The sequence below is a fragment of the Pseudomonas sp. B13(2017) genome, assembly GCF_002113245.1.
In the GTDB taxonomy this organism is placed as follows: domain Bacteria; phylum Pseudomonadota; class Gammaproteobacteria; order Pseudomonadales; family Pseudomonadaceae; genus Aquipseudomonas; species Aquipseudomonas putida_Z.
Genome location: NZ_NEJX01000036.1, coordinates 1 through 20651 on the forward strand (window position 1 = coordinate 1; position 20651 = coordinate 20651).

Genomic DNA, 20651 nt, shown 5'->3' on the forward strand with positions numbered 1-20651 from the left:
CCCGAAAGCTGGCCAGAATTGCATTCGCCTTGATGAAGACTCAAGGCGAATACATGAGCAAAGGGGGCAAAAAGCATTGCCCACAACCATAGAATCTCCCACAGGATTTGTGCAGCTTTCGATGCCTGCGCGGTCCCTGTGGGAGCGGCTTTAGCCGCGAAGAGGCCGGAACAGGTTGATGCTAATCAGCCTTCATCCGCTTCCCTGGGTTACAATGCGCGCCACCGTGATTCTGCCAACAGGTGCGCCATGCAGCCCTACGCTATTGCCCCCTCCATTCTCTCCGCCGATTTCGCCCGACTGGGCGAGGACGTCGACAAGGTATTGGCCGCGGGTGCCGACATCGTCCACTTCGATGTCATGGACAACCACTACGTCCCCAACCTGACCATCGGCCCGATGGTCTGCACCGCCCTGCGCAAGTACGGTGTCACCGCCCCGATCGACGTGCACCTGATGGTCAGCCCGGTCGACCGCATCATCGGCGACTTCATCGAAGCTGGTGCCACCTACATCACCTTCCACCCGGAAGCCTCGCAGCACATCGACCGTTCGCTGCAGCTGATCAAGGACGGTGGCTGCAAGGCCGGCCTGGTGTTCAACCCGGCCACCAGCCTGGACGCGCTGAAGTACGTGATGGACAAGGTCGACATGGTGCTGCTGATGAGCGTCAACCCAGGCTTCGGCGGGCAGAAGTTCATCCCTGGCACCCTCGACAAGCTGCGCGAGGCGCGTGCGCTGATCGACGCCAGCGGCCGTGATATCCGCCTGGAAATCGACGGTGGCGTCAACGTCAACAACATCCGCGAGATCGCTGCCGCTGGCGCCGACACCTTCGTGGCCGGCTCGGCAATCTTCAACGCCCCGGACTACCAGGAAGTCATCGCCAGGATGCGTGCCGAACTGGCTCAGGCCCGCCCATGAGCGGCTTCGAGCAGCTGTTCCCGGGGACGCTGCCCAGGCTGGTGATGTTCGATCTGGACGGTACCCTGATCGATTCCGTGCCAGACCTGGCCGCCGCCGTGGACCGCATGCTGCTCGAACTGGGGCGCCCGCCTGCCGGCCTGGAGGCGGTGCGCCACTGGGTGGGCAACGGTGCCCAGGTGCTGGTGCGCCGGGCGCTGGCTGGTGGCATCGACCACGCTGCCGTGGACGATGCGCTGGCCGACCAGGCGCTGGCGCTGTTCATGGAAGCCTATGCCGAAAGCCACGAACTGACCGTGGTCTACCCCGGTGTGCAGGACACCCTGCGCTGGCTGCGCAAGCAGGGCGTGGAAATGGCGCTGATCACCAACAAGCCCGAGCGCTTCGTTGGCCCGCTGCTGGACCAGATGAAGATCGGCAACTACTTCCGCTGGATCATCGGCGGCGACACCCTGCCGCAGAAAAAACCCGACCCTGCGGCGCTGCTGTTCGTCATGCAGATGGCCGGTGTCACCCCGCAGCAGTCGCTGTTTGTCGGCGATTCACGCAGTGACGTGCTGGCGGCCAAGGCGGCTGGCGTGCAGTGCGTGGGCCTGACCTACGGCTACAACCACGGCCGACCGATCCACGACGAAGCCCCCAGCCTGGTGATCGACGACCTGCGCGCATTGCTGCCCGGTTGCGCAGACCCGGCCACTGGGATAACGTTGGCGGACCTTCAAGCCTCACAAGACAGAGAGTCCACCGTGGCGGTTACCGGCAAATTCTGGATGAAAGTCATCAAGGCCCTGGCCCGTTGGCGTTGGCGCGCCTGACTTCAGCCTGCCGGCGCGTGCCGGCCCGTCCGTTTGCCTGACCTATTGCTGCTTGCCACGAGGCTACCCATGACCCGCGAAGAATTCCTGCGCCTGGCCGCTGCCGGCTACAACCGCATTCCCCTGGCCTGCGAAACCCTGGCCGACTTCGACACGCCGCTGTCGATCTACCTGAAACTGGCCGACCAGCCCAACTCGTACCTGCTCGAATCGGTGCAGGGCGGCGAGAAATGGGGCCGTTACTCGATGATCGGCCTGCCGTCGCGCACGGTGATGCGTGTGCACGGCTACCACGTCAGCATCCTGCAGGATGGCGTGGAGGTGGAAAGCCACGATGTCGAAGACCCGCTGGCCTTCGTCGAAACCTTCAAGGACCGTTACAAGGTCGCCGATATCCCTGGCCTGCCGCGCTTCAACGGCGGCCTGGTCGGTTACTTCGGCTACGACTGCGTGCGCTATGTGGAAAAGCGCCTGGGCGCCAGCCCCAACCCGGACCCGCTGGGTGTGCCGGATATCCTGCTGATGGTGTCCGATGCGGTGGTGGTGTTCGACAACCTGGCGGGCAAGATGCACGCGATCGTGCTGGTCGACCCGGCTGAAGAGCAGGCTTTCGAACAGGGCCAGGCACGCCTGCAAGGCCTGCTGGAAACCCTGCGTCAGCCAATCACCCCACGCCGTGGCCTGGACCTGAGTGGCCCACAGGCTGCCGAGCCGGAATTCCGCTCCAGCTATACCCGCGAGGATTACGAGAACGCCGTCGGCCGCATCAAGGAATACATCCTGGCCGGTGACTGCATGCAGGTGGTGCCGTCGCAGCGCATGTCGATCGACTTCAAGGCTGCGCCAATCGACCTGTACCGCGCGCTGCGCTGCTTCAACCCGACGCCGTACATGTACTTCTTCAACTTTGGCGACTTCCATGTGGTCGGCAGCTCGCCCGAGGTGTTGGTGCGCGTCGAGGACAACCTGGTCACCGTACGCCCGATTGCCGGCACCCGCCCGCGTGGCGCTACCGAGGAGGTCGACCGCGCGCTGGAAGACGACCTGCTGTCGGACGACAAGGAAATTGCCGAGCACCTGATGCTGATCGACCTGGGCCGTAACGACGTCGGTCGCGTGTCCTCGACCGGCAGCGTGCGCCTGACCGAGAAGATGGTGATCGAGCGTTACTCCAACGTGATGCACATTGTGTCCAACGTCACTGGCCAGCTGCGCGAAGGGCTGACGGCGATGGACGCACTGCGGGCGATCCTGCCGGCCGGTACGCTTTCGGGTGCGCCGAAGATTCGCGCGATGGAGATCATCGACGAGCTGGAGCCGGTCAAGCGTGGGGTTTACGGTGGTGCCGTCGGTTACTTCGCGTGGAACGGCAACATGGATACCGCCATTGCTATCCGTACCGCGGTAATCAAGGACGGTGAGCTGCATGTGCAGGCCGGGGGCGGCATCGTTGCCGACTCGGTGCCGGCGCTGGAGTGGGAAGAAACCATCAACAAGCGCCGGGCGATGTTCCGCGCGGTGGCGTTGGCTGAGCAGACTTCGGCAAAATAAGTTGATCGGGGGCTGCGTTGCAGCCCTTCGCGGGCATGCCCGCTCCCACAGCGAAATCACATGCTGCAAGGCCTGTGCAATACCTGTGGGAGCGGGCGAGCCCGCGTAGGGCCGCAAAGCGGCCCCATCAATTCAAAAGTCGACGCTGACGCTCAAACTCACCCCCTGCTGCGTCAATTCATCACTCTTGCGCCAGTTGTAGTTGCCGCGCAAATGCACCCCCGCCACCACTTCATGGCTCACCCCCAGGCTCGCCCGGGTCAGGTCGCTGTGCGGCGTATACCCTGTCAGGGTGAAGTCATTCGCCGGCAGGCTGGTCAGGTGCATCGTCACATCCTGCTGGTCATCCTCGAACTCATGCTCCTGCGCCACCTCGGCGAACAGCCGGGTACTCGGCAGCACCTGCACACTGCCCAGCAACCCCACGCCCAAACGGCGTGATGTACGTTCCTGGTCATCGAAGCCCAGCGCCGTCGAGCGCCCGCTTTTCTCGTCATAGCCATCCACCTTCACCCGCGCATAGTCGGCACTGATGAACGGAGCCAGCTGCCAGTTGCTGCTCTCGGCCGCCAGGTTGTAGCCCAGCCGCCCCGACATCGCCCAGGCCTCGCCATCGGTATCGCCCTTTTCGCTGCGGTCGTTCACGCCAAGGGCGAAGGTGCGCTTGAGGTCGCTGTAGTCCAGGTGCCCGGCGGTCAGCGCCGCGTCGGCCCACCAGCGGTCCTGGCGGTATTGGGCGAAGGCGCTGGCAAGGTAGCTGTCCAGCTTGTAGTCCGAATCCTGTGCGCCGGCTTCCAGCTTCTGCCGGTACACGCCGCCGGCCAGGCCCAGGCGCCATGCATCGTTCAGGCGATAGCTGCCGCCCAGGGTCAGGTTGTAGCCGCGGCCATCGCCGCTGGCCGCGCTGCGCTGGCCGTCGAAGTCCAGGTCCTGGGCGCCGGTGGCAACGAAGGCTTGCCACTGGCCAACTGCCTGCCAGGGTGTCTGCCACTGGTTGCGCAGTTCGTCCTGGTGGGCACGCAGGCTGGCGTGGGCCATTTCCGGAAGCAAGGTCAGTTCCCAGGGGGCGGCGATAATCGAATAGGCGTAGTCGGCAATCAGTTGCTGGCCGGCGATGGTCGGGTGCACCGAGTCGTTGAACAGCAGCTTGGTCGGGTCTGGCGTGGCGCCGTTGATGCCATACACCGGGTTTTCCACGCAGCCTTCGCCGCTGTAGCAGGTGCCGACCAGGTTTTGGCCGCTGGCCAGGCCGAACTGCTCGGGGCTGGCCAGCGCTTCGCTCAGCAGCACGGGGATGTTCAGCGGAATGATTTCGGCATCGATCTGCCCCAGCTGGCTGAGCAGGGACTGGTTGAACGCGCCGGATAGCAGCGACAGCGGGTTTTGTTGCGGCGTACCGCTGAAGTTCGGTGTCTGCCCGAGGTCGGGCAGCAGCCAGACCATGATGTAACGGGCACCGCCTTGCTGCAGGGCCTGGGCGCTGGCGGCCAGGCGGGCGCCAGCGGCCACGGCATCGGCCGGGCTGTTGACCAGGCCTTGCAGGAAGTCATTGCCGCCGCCAGTCAGGTAATACAACGCGTTGGGGTCGGCGCGCAGGCCGTTGGCCAGGTAGCCCGGTTTATCACGCAGTACCTGCCCGGCGCCGGGGCGCCCTGGTGGGATGACGGTCTCGGAGGTAGTGGTGATCGAATCCAGGATCTGCTGGGTGGTGTAGCCACCGACTGCCCAGTTGTTGCCGTCGGGAAGGCCCTGCACCGGATTGACCGGGGAGGTGGAAGGGCCAAGCTCGGTCGGGCTCACACCGAGCCGCCCGCCCAGGATCATCGGTGACACTGGCGCATAATTGCCATTGGCATCGCGGTTGGTGAAGCGCACCCCGCCAAACTGCCCGGCGTCGCTGAGGCTGTCACCAAACACGATCATGCTGGAGTAGGGCGAGGGTGCCGCGAAGGCCTGGCTGCAGGCTAACGTCAATGAGGCGAGGGTAAAGCGCAATAACGGTGCTTTTCGCATCAGGGAACATCCTTTTCTTTGTTTTTATCAGGACAACCCCATCGACCTTAGCAAATCGCAGTGCATCCCTCCCAAGTCCATTCGTTTCCCCGTGTTTACAGGCATATTGCGCCCGCCGCCCCGGTAGGCTACTGTGCCGGGACGTATGAGCGAGACCTATCCTGTGTTGATCGTCAGCAAACTCTTGATGCGCGTAATCAAGGCCCACGCCCGTTGGCGTTGGCGCGCCTGACTTTATCCCCTGCCGGCCCGTCCGGCCCGCCCCCGTTTGCCTTCCTGTCTACCGCCCCTTGTGGCAAAGCCGCGCCTGTTGGCTGGTGCAGAAAGGTTCGAATTCTGAAGTCAGTAGATTCAAGAGGTTTAACCCGATGTTACTGATGATCGACAATTACGACTCATTCACTTACAACGTCGTTCAGTACCTTGGCGAGCTGGGTGCCGAGGTAAAGGTCATTCGCAATGACGAAATGACCATCGCCCAGATCGAAGCCCTCAACCCCGAGCGCATCGTCGTATCTCCAGGCCCGTGCACGCCGAGCGAGGCGGGCGTGTCCATCGAGGCCATCCTGCACTTTGCCGGCAAGCTGCCGATCCTTGGCGTATGCCTGGGCCACCAGTCCATCGGCCAGGCCTTTGGTGGTGATGTGGTACGTGCCCGCCAGGTGATGCACGGCAAGACCAGCCCGGTACACCACCGTGACCTGGGCGTGTTCGCCGGCCTCAACAACCCGTTGACCGTGACCCGTTACCACTCGCTGGTGGTAAAGCGCGAAACCTTGCCCGAGTGCCTGGAAGTGACCGCCTGGACCGCCCATGCTGATGGTTTGGTCGACGAGATCATGGGCCTGCGCCACAAGACGCTGAATATCGAAGGGGTGCAGTTCCACCCCGAGTCGATCCTGACCGAACAGGGCCACGAACTGTTCGCCAACTTCCTCAAGCAGACCGGCGGCCGCCGCTAAGGATCGAACATGGATATCAAGAGTGCGTTGAGCCGTATCGTCGGCCAGCTGGACCTTTCCACCGAAGAAATGCGCGACGTCATGCGCCAGATCATGACCGGCCAGTGCAGCGAAGCGCAGATCGGCGCCTTCCTGATGGGCATGCGCATGAAGAGCGAAAGCATCGACGAGATCGTCGGTGCGGTGTCGGTGATGCGCGAGCTGGCCGACAAGGTCGAACTGCAGAGCCTCGATGGCGTGGTCGATATCGTCGGTACCGGCGGTGATGGCGCCAACATCTTCAACGTGTCCACCGCCTCGTCGTTCGTCCTGGCGGCTGCAGGTTGCACCGTGGCCAAGCATGGCAACCGCGCGGTATCGGGCAAGAGCGGCAGTGCCGACCTGCTGGAGGCCGCCGGTATCTACCTGAACCTGACGCCCACCCAGGTGGCCCGCTGCATCGATAGCCTGGGCATCGGTTTCATGTTCGCGCAAAGCCATCATTCGGCCATGAAGCACGCTGCCGGCCCGCGTCGTGACCTGGGGCTGCGCACCCTGTTCAACATGCTCGGCCCGCTTACGAATCCGGCCGGGGTGAAGCACCAGGTGGTCGGTGTATTTGCCCAGACCCTGTGCCGCCCGTTGGCTGAAGTACTGCAGCGCCTGGGCAGCAAGCACGTGCTGGTGGTGCACTCGAAGGACGGCCTGGACGAGTTCAGCCTGGCTGCGCCGACCTTCGTCGCCGAACTGAAGAATGGCGAAATCACCGAATACTGGGTAGAGCCGGAAGACCTCGGCATGAAGAGCCAGAGCCTGCACGGCCTGGCCGTCGAGAACCCGCAGGCGTCGCTGGAGCTGATCCGCGATGCACTGGGCCGACGCAAGACCGAAAACGGCCAGAAGGCCGCCGAGATGATCGTGCTCAATGCTGGCGCGGCGCTGTATGCCGCTGACCATGCCATGAGCCTGAAAGCCGGTGTGGAACTGGCCCACGACGTACTGCACACCGGGCTGGCCTGGGAGAAGCTGCAGGAGTTGGGCGCCTTTACTGCAGTATTCAAGGTGGAGAACGAAGCATGAGTGTGCCGACGGTGCTGGAAAGGATCATCGCCCGCAAGTTTCAGGAAGTGGCCGAGCGCAGCGCGCGCGTCAGCCTCGCCGAGCTGGAGGGCCTGGCCAAGGCTGCCGATGCCCCGCGAGGCTTTGCCAAGGCCCTGATCGAGCAAGCCGCGCGCAAGCAACCGGCGGTGATTGCCGAAATCAAGAAGGCCTCGCCGAGCAAGGGCGTGATTCGCGAGCATTTCGTGCCGGCGGAAATCGCCGTCAGCTACGAGAAGGGCGGGGCGACGTGCCTGTCGGTGCTGACCGATGTGGACTACTTCCAGGGCGCCGACGAGTACCTGCAGCAGGCCCGCGCGGCGGTGTCGCTGCCGGTGATCCGCAAGGACTTCATGGTTGACCCGTACCAGATCGTCGAGGCCCGGGCCCTGGGCGCGGACTGTGTACTGCTGATCGTGTCGGCGCTGGATGACGTGAAGATGGCCGAGCTGGCGGCCACGGCCAAGGATGTCGGCCTCGACGTGCTGGTGGAAGTGCACGACGGCGATGAGCTGGAGCGGGCGTTGAAAACCCTGGATACACCGCTGGTGGGGGTAAACAACCGCAACCTGCACACCTTCGAGGTCAGCCTGGAAACCACCCTCGACCTGCTGCCGCGTATTCCGCGTGATCGCCTGGCGATTACCGAGAGTGGCATCTTGAACCGGGCCGATGTGGAGCTGATGGAGATCAACGAGGTCTACTCCTTCCTGGTCGGTGAGGCGTTCATGCGCGCCGAGCAGCCGGGGTTGGAGCTGCAGCGGTTGTTCTTCCCGGAACAGGTGAAGAAGACTGTTCAGCAACTGGACTGATCAAATGAAGCCGGCGTTATTGCCGGCTTTTTTGTATGCCTGTAGTGGCCCCTTCGCGGCGGTCCGACGCTTCGGCTCGCCCGCGAAGAGGCCCTGAATAACAACATCAAAGGTGGATCAATGACCGATCAACCCCTGGCCCTGACCGTAGAACAAGGCCTGCACGCCGAACAGGAATTGCTGGCCGCCGTCTGCCGCGGCGAGCGCGACAGTGGCGTGCTGTTCTGGCGCCCGACCGACCACGCCCTGGTCATGCCCCGGCGCATGAGCCGTCTGGACAATTTCGAAGCCGCCTGCTCGGAGCTGGCGATCGCCGGCTGGCCGGTGCTGCTGCGCGAAACCGGCGGCGAGCCGGTGCCGCAATCACACGCCACGGTGAACGTTGCCCTGGTCTATGTTGCCCCCCGCAGCGAAGGCGACCACGGCCGTATCGAAAACGCCTACGAGCGCCTGTGCCTGCCGCTGTGTGACGTGCTGCGCGAGTGGGGCGGGGTGGCGTCGGTGGGCGAAATCGACGGCGCCTTCTGCGATGGCCGCTACAACGTCAACCTCAATGGCCGCAAACTGGTGGGCACCGCCCAGCGCTGGCGCCAGGGGCTGGGTGGCAAGCGCCCGGTGGTGCTGGTGCACGGTGCGCTGCTGCTGGACAACGAGCGTGAATCGATGGTGGCGGCGGTCAACCGCTTCAACGAGTGCTGCGAGCTGGAACAGCGCTGCCGCGCTGATGCGCACATCGCCTTGCACGAAGTGGCGCCTGCGGCCCCATGGTTCGAGCGGCTGTCGCAGGCCTATGCCAAGGTACTGGCCGACCTGCCCAGGGACTAGCGGGTACCGTAGACCACCATAGTCTTGCCTTTGACCTGCACCAGGCTGCGTTCTTCAAGGTCCTTGAGGACGCGGCCGACCATTTCCCGCGAGCAACCGACGATGCGGCCGATTTCCTGACGAGTGATCTTGATCTGCATGCCATCGGGGTGGGTCATGGCGTCGGGTTGCTTGCACAGTTCCAGCAGGCAGCGGGCGACACGCCCGGTAACGTCGAAGAACGCCAAGTCGCCGACCTTGCGCGTGGTGTTGCGCAGGCGCTGGGCCATCTGGCTGCCCAGGGCATAGAGGATTTCCGGGTCCTGGCGCGCCAGTTCGCGAAACTTCTCATAACTGATTTCGGCTACTTCGCATTCGGTCTTGGCGCGCACCCAGGCACTGCGCTGCTGTTCACCCTCGACCGGTTCGAACAGGCCCAACTCGCCGAAGAAGTCGCCATTGTTGAGGTAGGCGATGATCATTTCATGGCCGTCATCGTCCTCGATGAGGATGGTGACCGAACCCTTGATGATGAACGACAGTGTCTCGGCCCGGTCGCCGGCGCAGATGATGTTGCTTTTGGCGGTATAGCGACGGCGCTGGCAGTGCACCAGCAGCTTGTCGATGTTCTTGATCTTGGCGGGTAAGGCGGAAGCAACCATCACGAAATCCTGTTCGATATGACGCATAGGCTTTTTATAAAGGTCGGCTGGCGGGAAGCGCCAGTCATTTGGCGCCAGCTTATCAGACACTACAGGATGTTTCGGTACTAAACCGACACGACTCGTGCTTTTCCCACAGCCGTACAAGGTCTAAGCTGACACCCTTTTCCGAAAATCAGGAGTCCGGGTAGATGAAGGCACGTATCCAGTGGGCCGGTGAGGCGATGTTCCTCGGCGAATCGGGGAGCGGCCATGTCGTCGTGATGGACGGCCCGCCCGAGGCCGGCGGCCGTAACCTGGGCGTGCGCCCGATGGAAATGCTGTTGCTGGGCCTGGGTGGCTGCAGCAGCTTTGACGTGGTCAGCATTCTGAAGAAGTCGCGCCAGGCGGTGGAAAGCTGCGAGGCGTTTCTGGAGGCCGAGCGTGCCAGCGAAGACCCGAAGGTGTTTACCAAGATCCACATGAACTTCGTGGTGAAGGGGCGTGGGCTGAAGGAGGCCCAGGTCAAGCGTGCGGTAGAGCTGTCGGCGGAGAAGTATTGCTCAGCTTCGATCATGCTCGAGCGTGCCGGGGTTGAGATTACCCACGGGTACGAGATTGTAGAGCTGGGCTGAACCGCAGACTTCCGGGGCTGCGTTGCAGCCCATCGCCGGCAAGCCAGCTCCCACAGGGATAGCACCTGGCTTGAGGTCAATGCGGTCGAGGTGGGAGCTGGCTTGCCGGCGATGGGGCGCGGAGCGGCCCCGACAATTTCAGCTGCGAAGCGCCGGCAGCGCAGCCCGCACCCATCCCGGCAAACAACCGCGCATCACCCGGCTCAACCGCTCCCGCCGCTTCTGGTAAACCAGCCCCAGCCCGATAACCCCCAGCCCGATCAAGGTCACCACCACCGGGAACAGCAGCGAGTCGGCAAACACCTCGTATGACAGGTACCCCAGGTAAGCCGCCACGCCCAACGCCCCGAACACCATGAACACCGACCGACGCAACAGCACTGCGATACCCATCAGGGCGATATTGATCAGGCAGTACAGGGCCTTGCCCAGCTCGCTGCCACTGTCTACCAGCGTCAGCCCACCCCAGAATGCCGCCAGCCCGGCCAGGTAGCCCCAGTGGGCGTAGTCTTCGCGGGTGCGGCCGTCCACCCCGACGAACACCACCAGCAACCCGAGCCCGAACCACAGCGAAACCTCGCGGCGCTGTTCCCAGCTGAATGGCGAGCCGAAGAACCATTCGCTCAGGTCCATCGACATGAACCACAAGGCCACGGCAATCGGCATGACGATGAACGGGTAGGGGATCAGCCTCAGCATCAACAGCCCGGCAAGCACCGTGGCTGCTTCCATTGCCAGCCAGCCGCTCTGCACGTAGGTGTAGTACTGGTGATAGTTTGCCTGCGCATCATCCATTGGCCACCACCCGGCCAGCCGTTCGATGGCGAACACCGCCAATGGCACGATGCTGACCGCGACTGCTGCCAGCACCCCGGCCGCGACGGGCTGTACGCGCCGTTGCAGGTTAACGGCGAACAGCGTGAGCAGCAGGATATAGAGGCTGGCGATGACCAGCAGTGCCCAGTCGCCGATGCGCATCCAGGCTTCGGTGAGCAGCCAGCCCATGGCTGCCATGATCAGCATGGCGCCGAAGTAGAAAGCGACATGGGCCAGCTGGAAGCTGCCGCGCTGTGCCGGCTGCTGGCGCAGGAAGGCCAGCAGGGCCTGGTCCTGGCCCGGCTGGAGAATGCCGGCTTGCACGGCGCGCGCCAGGTCCTTGGCGTCGAAACGGTCCGTCATGGTGATGCCTTCAGATACGGTAGGTGCTCTTGGTCATGACCTTGGCCAACAGGCTCATGCCAAAGCGAACAGGGGCGGGGAAGCGATAACCGCCGGCTTCCAGTGCAGACTCGGCGTGCTGTTCCTCATCGATGCGCATCTGCTCGAGGATGGCCCGGGACTTTTCGTCTTCCTGCGGGATCTGCTCCAGGTGCTCGTCGAGGTGCTTGCAAACCTGGTGCTCGGTGGCGGCGACGAAGCCCAGGCTGACCTTGTCGCTGACCAGCCCGGCGAGTGCGCCGATACCGAACGACATACCGTAGAACAACGGGTTGAGCACGCTGGGGTGGCTGTTCAGCTGGCGAATGCGCTGTTCGCACCAGGCCAGGTGGTCCACTTCTTCCTCGGCGGCGTGTTCCATGGCCTTGCGCACTTCGGGCAGCTTGGCGGTCAGGGCCTGGCCCTGGTACAGCGCCTGGGCGCACACTTCACCGGTGTGGTTGATACGCATCAGCCCGGCAACATGACGAGCCTGCTGTTCGTCCAGGTCGACGTCCGGCTGGACGATGGCCGGCGATGGGCGGGCGGGTTGGCCGCTGAAGGGCAGCAAGGTGCGCATGGCGGTATCGGCCTGCAGCAACAAGCGGTCGAGCGGCGAGTAGTGACGTTCGGTAGCCATCGGGCACCTCCGCAAGAATGTGCCCGACAGTTTACCGCAATAGTGGCAGGGTCGCTTGCCGTGGATCAGCCCGGTGGCCAGTGCATCTGGCGCTGGCCAAGCACGTGCATGTGGATGTGGTAGACGGTCTGGCCGCCTTGCTCGTTGCAGTTCATCACTACGCGGAAGCCTTCCTCGCAGCCAAGTTCCTTGGCCAGACGCTGGGCGGTGAACAAGATGTGACCAGCCAGGCCTTTGTCTTCTTCGGTCAAGTCATTGAGGGTGCGGATGTGCTTTTTCGGGATGACCAGAAAATGCACGGGCGCCTGGGGGGCGATATCGTGGAACGCCAGAACCTGGTCGTCCTCGTAGATGATCTTCGCCGGGATCTCCCGGTTGATGATCTTGATGAATAAATCGTCCACAGCACTTGCTCCATGGTGAGGGTCGGGCCGAGTGTACTCAGCCGGGCGCCGCTCGCCCAGTGGCTATTCCATGCCTACCGGGCAATAGCGGCGGTGGATGGCCCCTGCCAGCTTGCGCACCAGCCACCGTGGCAGCAGGCGCGGGGCGAACGCCAGCCAGCGGTTGCGACGGCCGGGCAGTATCAGTGCACGGTTCTTGTCCAGCGCGCGCACGGTGTACAGCGCCACTTCCTCAGGGCTGAGGCAGCGTGGCTTGCCATCCAGCCGCGGAATGCGCCGGCGCGAGGAGCGCACCGGGCCGGGGCACAGTACCGAAACCTTGATGCCGGTGCGCTTGAGTTCTTCACGCAAGGCCTGGGAGAAGCTCAGCACATAGGCCTTGCTGGCGGCATAGGCGGCCATCCACGGGCCAGGCGCCACCCCGGCCAGGCCGGCGACATTGAGGATCTGCCCGCCGCCCTGCACGGCCATCAGGTTACCGATGGCGTGGCACAGGCGGCTCAGGGCCAGCACGTTGACTTCAAGCAGGTCCTGTTCGTCGGCCCACTCATGGGCCAGGAATGGCCCGTAGGTGCGCAGGCCGGCACAATTGACCAGCAGGTCGATGCGCCGCTCGCCTTCCTCCAGCTCCAGCACGAAGCCCGACAGGCGCAACGGCTGGCTGAGGTCGCAGGCACGGAACAGCACCTCGACACCGAAGCGTTGGGTCAGCTCGATGGCCACCGGTTCCAGCGTTTCACGCTGGCGTGCCACCAGGATCAGATTGCGCCCGCGCCGCGCCAGGGCTTCCGCCAGGGCCAGGCCCAGGCCGCTGGAAGCACCAGTGATCATGGCGTAACGGGTCATGCAAGGCTCCTGGGGGCTGAAGAGGGCGCCTAGTGTACAGCTTGGCCGGGCAAGGTGTTGCCTTTTGCTACAGGGTGCGGGCGCGCAGGGCCTGGCAGCGTTCCAGGGCGTCCCGGTACTCGTCATGCAGCCGTCCGATCAGCGCGCTGGCGCTGGGCAGGTCGTCTATACCGCCGACCCCCTGGCCCGCCGACCACACGGTCTTCCAGGCCTTGGCTTCGTCGTCGATCGGCTTGAGCTTGCCTTGCTCATGGCCGTCCTTGATGGCGTTCATGTCATAGCCGGCCTGTTCCAGGCTCGGGCGCAGGAAGCTGGCGGGAACGCCGGACACCGCCGGGGTGTGGACGATGTCGGCGGCATGGGAATCGAGCAGCATCCGCTTGTAGGCGTCCGGGGCCTGGCTTTCTGCGGTGGCGATGAAGCGGGTGCCCATGTACGCAAGGTCCGCCCCCAGCATTTGCGCGGCGAGGATCTCGTGGCCGTGGTTGAGGCAGCCGGCCAGCAGCAGGGTCTTGTCGAAGAACTGGCGAATCTCCGCGGCCAGGGCGAACGGGCTCCAGGTGCCCGCATGGCCGCCTGCGCCTGCAGCAACGGCGATCAGGCCATCGACACCGGCTTCGGCGGCTTTCTCGGCATGGCGGCGGGTGGTGACATCGTGGAACACCAGGCCGCCGTAGCCATGCACGGCATCGACCACTTCCTTCACCGCGCCGAGGCTGGTGATGACGATCGGCACGCGGTGTTCCACGCACAACGCCAGGTCGGCCTGCAGGCGCGGGTTGGTCGGGTGGACGATCAGGTTGACGGCATAGGGTGCTGGCGCCTGCAGCTGTGCCAGGCCTGCCTCGATTTCCTCCAGCCAGGCCTTGAAGCCGGCGCTGTCGCGCTGGTTCAGGGCCGGGAAGCTGCCGACCACGCCGCTGGAGCAGCAGGCCAGTACCAGCCTGGGGTTGGAGATCAGGAACATCGGTGCGGCAACCACGGGCAGGCGCAGGCGTTGTTCGAGGGAGGCAGGTAACGACATGGCAAGGCTCCTTGAGCGGGTGGCTATGTCAGAACGGTTTGACCACCACCAGAATTACGATACCCAGCAGGAACAGCACGGGCACTTCGTTGAACCAGCGATAGTAGACGTGGCTGCGGGTGTTGCTGCCGCTGGCGAAGCGCTTGCGCTGGGCGCCGCACATGTGATGGTAGACGGTCAGCAGGATGACCAGGGTCAGCTTGGCATGCAGCCAGCCCTGGCTGAGCCAGCCGGGCGTGAGGTAGAGCATCCACGCGCCGAACACGTAGGTGGCGATCATCGCCGGGTTCATGATGCCGCGAAACAGCTTGCGCTCCATGGTCACGAAGCGTTCCTGGCTGATGCTGTCCTGGCTTTGGGCGTGGTAGACGAACAGCCGCGGCAGGTAGAACAGGCCGGCGAACCAGCAGACCACGCTGACGATATGCAGCGCTTTGATCCATAGGTAAAGCATGGGGGAGTTCCTTCAGGTATTCACGGTCGTCAGATAGTAGTGGTCAAGCGCCCGAAGGGTCACCCGAAGAGTTGTTACAGGCGCCTTGCGCCCCTATTATCGTGCGCTTTCCAGACGGCTCGTTGATAAGGGGCAAGCGTTATGATCAAGGTCGGTATCGTCGGCGGCACGGGTTACACCGGCGTCGAACTGTTGCGTCTGCTGGCACAGCATCCACAGGCCGAAGTGGCGGTCATCACTTCGCGCTCCGAGGCGGGCGTTGCAGTGGCGGACATGTACCCGAACCTGCGCGGCCACTATGACGGGCTGGCGTTCAGCGTGCCGGACAGCAAGACCCTGGCCGCCTGCGACGTGGTGTTCTTCGCCACCCCGCACGGTGTTGCTCACGCCCTGGCTGGCGAACTGCTGGCGGCCGGTACCAAGGTGATCGACCTGTCGGCCGACTTCCGCCTGCAGGACGCCGCCGAGTGGGGCAAGTGGTACGGCCAGCCGCACGGTGCGCCAGAGCTGCTCAAGGACGCGGTATACGGCCTGCCTGAAGTCAACCGCGAGAAGATTCGCCAGGCACGCCTGATCGCTGTGCCGGGTTGCTACCCGACCGCCACCCAACTGGGCTTCCTGCCGCTGCTGGAAGCTGGCCTGGCCGACCCGTCGCGCCTGATCGCCGACTGCAAGTCGGGTGTCAGCGGCGCTGGCCGTGGTGCGGCGGTGGGCTCGCTGTTCTGCGAGGCCGGCGAAAGCATGAAAGCCTACGCAGTGAAGGGCCATCGCCACCTGCCGGAAATCAGCCAGGGCCTGCGCCTGGCCGCTGGCAAGGATATCGGCCTGACTTTCGTGCCGCACCTGACGCCAATGATCCGTGGCATCCACGCCACCCTGTACGCTACCGTCGCCGACACCTCGGTCGACCTGCAGGCGCTGTTCGAGAAGCGTTACGCCAATGAACCGTTCGTCGACGTGATGCCGGCTGGCAGCCACCCGGAAACTCGCAGTGTGCGCGGCGCCAACGTCTGCCGCATTGCCGTTCATCGCCCGCAAGGTGGTGACCTGGTGGTGGTGCTGTCGGTGATCGACAACCTGGTCAAAGGCGCGTCCGGCCAGGCGGTGCAGAACCTCAACATCCTGTTCGGCCTGGACGAGCGCATGGGCTTGTCACACGCGGGCCTGCTGCCGTAAGCCGCCAGCGTTCAAAAAGGCCCGCGTCGTGCGGGCCTTTTTGTAGGTCGCGACTAAAGCCGCACAATTCTTGACCGATTTTCTCGGGAAAGCGGATAATGCGCGTCATCGAGTTTTATGGCGGCTACCACGCCGGGAGAATCAACATGAGCGTCGAAACCTTCACCCCCACCGCTTTGGAATTCACCCACGGCGCTGCGCAAAAGGTGAAGAACCTGGTTTCCGAGGAAGGCAACGATCGTCTGAAGCTGCGCGTGTTCGTCACCGGTGGCGGCTGCTCGGGCTTCCAGTATGGCTTCACCTTCGATGAGGACGTGGCCGAAGACGACACCATCGTCGAGCGCGAAGGTGTTTCCCTTGTGGTCGACCCGATGAGCTTCCAGTACCTGGCCGGCGCCGAGGTGGATTACCAGGAAGGCCTGGAAGGCTCGCGCTTCGTGATCAAGAACCCGAACGCTGCTACCACCTGTGGCTGCGGCTCCTCGTTCTCGATCTGAGGCCTGGCCATACGAAAACGCCGCGCAATTGCGCGGCGTTTTGCTTTCTGGCGTAACGTTCAGGCCGGGTAGATTGCGCCGAGTACGCGCAGGCCCTTGGCCGCTGTCACGCTAGGGCGATTGGCAGCGATGCCTTCCAGGCAACAGTGGGCCAGCCAGGCGAAGGCCATGGCTTCGACCCAGTCTGGGTCCACGCCATGGGCGCCGGTGCTGGCGACACGGGCGTCGGGCAGCAACTGGCCGAGGCGTGCCATCAGGGCGCCGTTGCGCGCACCGCCACCGCAGACCAGCAGCGCTTCAGTGTCTTGCTGGGCGTTGCTCAACGAGTCGATGATGCTGCGTGCGGTCAGTTCCAGCAATGTTGCCTGTACGTCCTCGTCGCGGTATGCGGGCAGGCGGGCCAGGTGACCATCCAGCCAGGGCAGGTTGAATACTTCGCGGCCGGTGCTCTTCGGGCCGCTGCCGGCGAAGAACGGGTCGGCCAGCAGTGCACTGAGCAAGTCGGCCTGCACCACGCCCGAGGCAGCCCAAGCCCCATCCGCATCGTAGGCCTGGCCGCGCTTGCGCTCGATCCAGGCATCCAGCAGCACGTTGCCCGGGCCGCAGTCGAAGCCGTGGACTGGCTTGTCGTGTTCGATCAGGCTGAGGTTGCTGAAACCGCCCACGTTGAGAATGGCCAGGCGCTGGCCCAGGTGGCTGAACAGGGTTTCATGGAAGGCCGGGACCAGTGGCGCACCTTGGCCACCGGCGGCCACATCGCGACGGCGGAAGTCGGCGACCACGCTGATACCGGTAAGCTCGGCCAGCAGCGCCGGGTTGCCGATCTGTACGGTAAAACCGCGTGCAGGTTCGTGGCGGATGGTCTGGCCGTGGCTGCCGATGGCGCGGATGGCTCCGGCCTGCAGCCCTTGCCTGGCCAGCAGTTGGCGGATGCCTTCGCCTGCCAGGCTGGCCCAGCGGTTTTCCGCCAGTGCAGCGCGGGCGATCTCGTCAGGGCCGCTACTGCAAAGGCCCAGCAGCTCCTGGCGCAGGTCGCCGGGCATGGGCAGGTAGTGGGTGGCGAGCAGTGCGAGCTGCTCGCCTTGTTCGATCAAGGCAATGTCCAGGCCATCGAGGCTGGTGCCGGACATCACCCCTAGGTAGAGCGCCATGGGCTTAGCGCTTGTTCGCTGCGAGCAGGGTGGCCTTTTCCTGATCCATGCGGGCGATCAGGGGTTGGCTCTGCTGCAGGAAACGCTGGCGCTCGTTCCTGGCGATCGGGTCGGCCATCGGCACTTTCTGGCTCAGCGGGTCGACATGCACACCGTTGACCTGGAACTCGTAGTGCAGGTGCGGGCCGGTGGACAGGCCGGTGGTGCCGATGTAGCCGATGATCTGGCCCTGCTTGACCGAGCCGCCGGTCTTGATGCCCTTGGCAAAGCCCTGCATGTGGCCGTACAGCGTCTTGTAGCGGTTACCGTGCTGGATGATCACGGTGTTGCCGTAACCACCGCGGCGCCCGGCCAGCTCAATGCGGCCGTCACCGGCTGCCTTGATCGGAGTGCCGCGTGGGGCGGCGTAGTCGACGCCTTTGTGGGCACGGATCTTGTTAAGGATCGGGTGCTTGCGGCCGGCGGAGAAGCGCGAGCTGATGCGGGCGAAGTCGACCGGGGTGCGGATGAAGGCCTTGCGCAGGCTGTTGCCATCAGCGGTGTAGTAGCTGGTGTTGCCCTGCTTGTTGGTATAGCGCACGGCGGTGTAGGTCTTGCCGCGGTTGGTGAAGCGCGCGGACAAGATGTTACCGGTGCCGACGACCTTGCCGTCCATCACCTTCTGCTCGTAGACCACGTCGAATTCATCGCCCGGGCGAATGTCCTGGGCGAAATCGATGTCGTAACCCAGCACGCGGGCCATGTCCATGGTCATGCTGTGGGACAGGCCGGCGCGCTGGGCCGAGGCCGACAGCGAGCTTTTGATCACGCCGTGGGCGTAGGCGGTACGCACTACCGGCTTGCTGATTTCGCGGTTGAAGGTATAGCCCTTGTCGGTCTTGGTCAGGCGAATGGTTTCGAGGTTGCTGACCTTGCTGTGCAGGCTGGCCAGCTGGCCGTCCTTGTCGAGCTCGAACTGCAGCACCTGGCCGTGCTTGAGCTGGCTGAACTGCTTGGCCTGCTTGTTGCTGGCCAGCAGGTCGTGCACCGCGTTGCTCGGCAGGCCGACCTTGGCGAACAGGGTGGACAGGGTATCGCCCCGGGCCACGGTGACTTCACGGTGGCTGGGTTGCTTGGCGGCTTCGACGACCGGTTCGGCGGCAGGGGCTTCCTGCTCGGCGTTCTGGGTCTCGGGGGCGGCCTCTTCGATCTGGGCGAATGGCGAGCCTTGCTCACCTTCTGCCTGCACCAGGGGCGCAGCGCGGGATTCGTCCTTCAACTGCTCGGCAGGGCTCTCCAGCTCGAGGTTGAGGGTGGTTTTCTTGGCTTCCACTTCGCTGGAGGGAAACACCAGCAGGGCCAGGCTGAGCAGGGCGGCGATGCCGCTGGCGGCCAACAGATGGCTTTTCGGATAAAGCGGGGGCGCTTTAGGCGGTTCGTTGGTCATGGGCAAGGTGACTTTGAAAAAGGTGAAATGGAATAGATGAATGACATGATGAAGATGAAATAACTGTATAAAATATAACCAAATCCATTTTCACGCAAGGGCGCGTAGACGCCGCAAGCCCGTGTTCGGGTCACATTCCTTTGCGAAACTTGTAATTGACGGCCGATCTTGTATGGTTGGCTCCCCCTGAATCTGAGCCTTGCGGGTTTGTCTATGAAGTCGGTTGAAGAGCAGCTGGCGCTTATCAAGCGCGGTGCGGAAGAAGTACTGGTCGAGTCGGAACTGGTGGAGAAGCTCAAGCGCGGCCAGCCTCTGCGCATCAAGGCCGGCTTCGACCCGACCGCGCCTGACCTGCACCTTGGGCACACGGTGCTGATCAACAAGCTGCGCCAGTTCCAGGACCTGGGGCACCAGGTCATCTTCCTGATCGGTGACTTCACCGGCATGATCGGTGACCCGAGCGGCAAGAGCGCCACGCGCCCACCGCTGACCCGCGAGCAGGTGCTGGAAAACGCCGAGACCTACAAGCAGCAGGTGTTCAAGATCCTTGATCCGGCCAAGACCGAGGTCGCGTTCAACTCCACCTGGATGGACAAGCTGACCCCGGCCGACTTCATTCGCCTGGCGTCGCAGTACACCGTGGCGCGCATGCTCGAGCGCGATGACTTCGACAAGCGCTACACCACCAACCAGCCTATTGCCATCCACGAGTTCCTGTACCCGCTGGTGCAGGGTTATGACTCGGTGGCGCTGAAGGCGGATGTCGAGCTGGGTGGTACTGACCAGAAGTTCAACCTGCTGATGGGGCGTGAGCTGCAGCGCGCCTATGGCCAGGAAGCTCAGAACATCGTGACCATGCCGCTGCTCGAAGGGCTCGACGGCGTGAAGAAGATGTCCAAGTCTCTGGGTAACTATGTAGGTATCCAGGAAGCGCCGGGGGTGATGTACAGCAAGCTGGTATCGATCCCGGATACCCTGATGTGGCGCTACTTCGAACTGCTGAGCTTCCGTTCGATGGAAGAGATCGAGCAGTTCCGTGCCGACGTCGCCAATGGTGCCAACCCGCGCGATATCAAGATCAAGCTGGCGGAAGAGATCGTTGCGCGCTTCCATGGCGAGGAGGCTGCGGCCAATGCTCACCGTGCCGCGGGTAACCGTATGAAGGAAGGCGAGCTGCCGGAAGATCTGCCGGAAATCGAAGTGGCTGCGGGCGAAAGCCTGCCGATTGCTGCTGTACTGAACCGGGCTGGCCTGGTGAAGAACTCGGCGCAGGCGCGGGACTTGCTGAGTGGTGGTGCGGTCAAGGTCGATGGTGCGGTGGTTGATCGTGACTTCATGTTTGCGCTGGGTGCTACCCATGTGTGCCAGGCGGGCAAGAAGTCGTTTGCCCGGGTTACCCTCAAGGCTGAGTGATAGTCGGTAGGTTTAGCTATATAGAAGCGGGGAGGCCGACAGGCCTCCCCGCTTTGTTTTTCAGCGATATTAAAGTTTCTTGAAATTAAGGGTTGACGCCCTCTCGAATCCCCTTATAATGCGCCCCACTTCCAGCGACGCCGGAACGACAAACTCCTTGAGATTCAATGAGTTAGATAGTTGAGGCGA

Annotated in this window: 21 protein-coding genes; 11 read left to right on the forward strand and 10 right to left on the reverse strand. The window is 63.6% G+C overall.

The window, feature by feature from the left end:
- Nucleotides 1–249 precede the first annotated feature (249 nt).
- The 3 genes from rpe (at nucleotide 250) to trpE (ending at nucleotide 3290) form a co-directional block, all read left to right on the forward strand.
- Nucleotides 250–924: a ribulose-phosphate 3-epimerase gene (gene rpe, locus CAG44_RS26745; RefSeq protein WP_038408593.1), complete on the forward strand. Its 675-nt coding sequence runs from the start codon at nucleotides 250–252 to the stop codon at nucleotides 922–924.
- A complete protein-coding gene (locus tag CAG44_RS26750; protein WP_085693429.1) occupies nucleotides 921–1739 on the forward strand; it encodes a phosphoglycolate phosphatase in 819 nt (272 codons plus the stop codon). Before rpe ends, CAG44_RS26750 begins: the two co-directional genes overlap by 4 nt.
- A 69-nt stretch (nucleotides 1740–1808) precedes the next feature.
- The gene (gene trpE / locus CAG44_RS26755) at nucleotides 1809–3290 is read left to right on the forward strand and encodes an anthranilate synthase component I (protein WP_085693431.1); all 1482 of its coding nucleotides are present in this window, start codon (nucleotides 1809–1811) and stop codon (nucleotides 3288–3290) included.
- Nucleotides 3291–3422: 132 nt separating this feature from the next.
- On the opposite strand, the gene estP is transcribed toward trpE, so the two are convergent.
- Complete coding sequence (gene estP / locus CAG44_RS26760) at nucleotides 3423–5303, reverse strand: esterase EstP (RefSeq protein WP_085693433.1); 1881 nt, start codon at nucleotides 5301–5303, stop codon at nucleotides 3423–3425.
- A gap of 368 nt (nucleotides 5304–5671) precedes the next feature.
- Between estP and CAG44_RS26765 the strand changes: the two genes are divergently transcribed.
- From CAG44_RS26765 to CAG44_RS26780, 4 genes are all read left to right on the forward strand, one after another.
- Complete coding sequence (locus tag CAG44_RS26765; RefSeq protein WP_085693435.1) at nucleotides 5672–6265, forward strand: aminodeoxychorismate/anthranilate synthase component II; 594 nt, start codon at nucleotides 5672–5674, stop codon at nucleotides 6263–6265.
- 9 nt (nucleotides 6266–6274) lie between these two features.
- Entirely contained in the window at nucleotides 6275–7324 is a 1050-nt protein-coding gene (trpD, locus tag CAG44_RS26770) for an anthranilate phosphoribosyltransferase (protein ID WP_013970609.1), read from the forward strand.
- The gene (gene trpC, locus CAG44_RS26775; protein ID WP_085693437.1) at nucleotides 7321–8154 is read left to right on the forward strand and encodes an indole-3-glycerol phosphate synthase TrpC; all 834 of its coding nucleotides are present in this window, start codon (nucleotides 7321–7323) and stop codon (nucleotides 8152–8154) included. The genes trpD and trpC overlap by 4 nt, the downstream gene beginning before the upstream one ends.
- A 120-nt stretch (nucleotides 8155–8274) precedes the next feature.
- Nucleotides 8275–8979, forward strand: coding sequence for a lipoate--protein ligase family protein (locus tag CAG44_RS26780; protein WP_025337473.1), 705 nt, complete (start codon nucleotides 8275–8277; stop codon nucleotides 8977–8979).
- On the opposite strand, the gene crp is transcribed toward CAG44_RS26780, so the two are convergent.
- Nucleotides 8976–9620: a cAMP-activated global transcriptional regulator CRP gene (gene crp / locus CAG44_RS26785; RefSeq protein WP_012270218.1), complete on the reverse strand. Its 645-nt coding sequence runs from the start codon at nucleotides 9618–9620 to the stop codon at nucleotides 8976–8978. The two genes, CAG44_RS26780 and crp, sit on opposite strands and share 4 nt — an antisense overlap.
- A 191-nt stretch (nucleotides 9621–9811) precedes the next feature.
- On the opposite strand from crp, the gene CAG44_RS26790 reads away from it, so the two are divergent.
- Entirely contained in the window at nucleotides 9812–10234 is a 423-nt protein-coding gene (locus tag CAG44_RS26790; protein WP_004376171.1) for an OsmC family protein, read from the forward strand.
- A gap of 138 nt (nucleotides 10235–10372) precedes the next feature.
- Here CAG44_RS26790 and CAG44_RS26795 read toward each other — a convergent pair whose 3' ends face one another.
- The 6 genes from CAG44_RS26795 to hemJ form a co-directional block, all read right to left on the reverse strand.
- Nucleotides 10373–11413 carry a DUF2157 domain-containing protein gene (locus CAG44_RS26795; protein WP_085693439.1) on the reverse strand — a complete coding sequence of 347 codons (1041 nt, stop codon included), beginning with the start codon at nucleotides 11411–11413 and terminating at the stop codon, nucleotides 10373–10375.
- A gap of 10 nt (nucleotides 11414–11423) precedes the next feature.
- Nucleotides 11424–12071 carry a 2-polyprenyl-3-methyl-6-methoxy-1,4-benzoquinone monooxygenase gene (coq7, locus tag CAG44_RS26800; RefSeq protein ID WP_025337477.1) on the reverse strand — a complete coding sequence of 216 codons (648 nt, stop codon included), beginning with the start codon at nucleotides 12069–12071 and terminating at the stop codon, nucleotides 11424–11426.
- Nucleotides 12072–12136: 65 nt separating this feature from the next.
- Complete coding sequence (locus tag CAG44_RS26805; protein WP_013970615.1) at nucleotides 12137–12475, reverse strand: histidine triad nucleotide-binding protein; 339 nt, start codon at nucleotides 12473–12475, stop codon at nucleotides 12137–12139.
- Nucleotides 12476–12538: 63 nt separating this feature from the next.
- Nucleotides 12539–13321 carry an SDR family oxidoreductase gene (locus CAG44_RS26810; RefSeq protein ID WP_085618970.1) on the reverse strand — a complete coding sequence of 261 codons (783 nt, stop codon included), beginning with the start codon at nucleotides 13319–13321 and terminating at the stop codon, nucleotides 12539–12541.
- 67 nt (nucleotides 13322–13388) lie between these two features.
- Nucleotides 13389–14345 carry a nitronate monooxygenase family protein gene (locus tag CAG44_RS26815; RefSeq protein ID WP_085693441.1) on the reverse strand — a complete coding sequence of 319 codons (957 nt, stop codon included), beginning with the start codon at nucleotides 14343–14345 and terminating at the stop codon, nucleotides 13389–13391.
- Between the two features lie 28 nt (nucleotides 14346–14373).
- Nucleotides 14374–14799, reverse strand: a complete 426-nt coding sequence (gene hemJ, locus CAG44_RS26820) for a protoporphyrinogen oxidase HemJ (RefSeq protein WP_003258833.1) — start codon at nucleotides 14797–14799, stop codon at nucleotides 14374–14376.
- 141 nt (nucleotides 14800–14940) lie between these two features.
- Between hemJ and argC the strand changes: the two genes are divergently transcribed.
- The gene (argC, locus tag CAG44_RS26825; RefSeq protein ID WP_013970618.1) at nucleotides 14941–15975 is read left to right on the forward strand and encodes an N-acetyl-gamma-glutamyl-phosphate reductase; all 1035 of its coding nucleotides are present in this window, start codon (nucleotides 14941–14943) and stop codon (nucleotides 15973–15975) included.
- A 146-nt stretch (nucleotides 15976–16121) separates the two neighbouring features.
- On the forward strand, nucleotides 16122–16472 hold the full coding sequence (erpA, locus tag CAG44_RS26830) for an iron-sulfur cluster insertion protein ErpA (protein ID WP_015268740.1): 351 nt from the start codon (nucleotides 16122–16124) through the stop codon (nucleotides 16470–16472).
- Between the two features lie 59 nt (nucleotides 16473–16531).
- Here erpA and CAG44_RS26835 read toward each other — a convergent pair whose 3' ends face one another.
- Both CAG44_RS26835 and CAG44_RS26840 read right to left on the reverse strand, forming a co-directional pair.
- Nucleotides 16532–17623, reverse strand: a complete 1092-nt coding sequence (locus CAG44_RS26835; protein WP_085591407.1) for an anhydro-N-acetylmuramic acid kinase — start codon at nucleotides 17621–17623, stop codon at nucleotides 16532–16534.
- A 4-nt stretch (nucleotides 17624–17627) separates the two neighbouring features.
- A complete protein-coding gene (locus CAG44_RS26840) occupies nucleotides 17628–19049 on the reverse strand; it encodes a peptidoglycan DD-metalloendopeptidase family protein (protein ID WP_085693443.1) in 1422 nt (473 codons plus the stop codon).
- A 213-nt stretch (nucleotides 19050–19262) separates the two neighbouring features.
- Here CAG44_RS26840 and tyrS point away from each other — a divergent pair, with 213 nt between their 5' ends.
- Complete coding sequence (gene tyrS / locus CAG44_RS26845; protein WP_025337483.1) at nucleotides 19263–20462, forward strand: tyrosine--tRNA ligase; 1200 nt, start codon at nucleotides 19263–19265, stop codon at nucleotides 20460–20462.
- The last annotated feature ends 189 nt before the right edge of the window (nucleotides 20463–20651 follow it).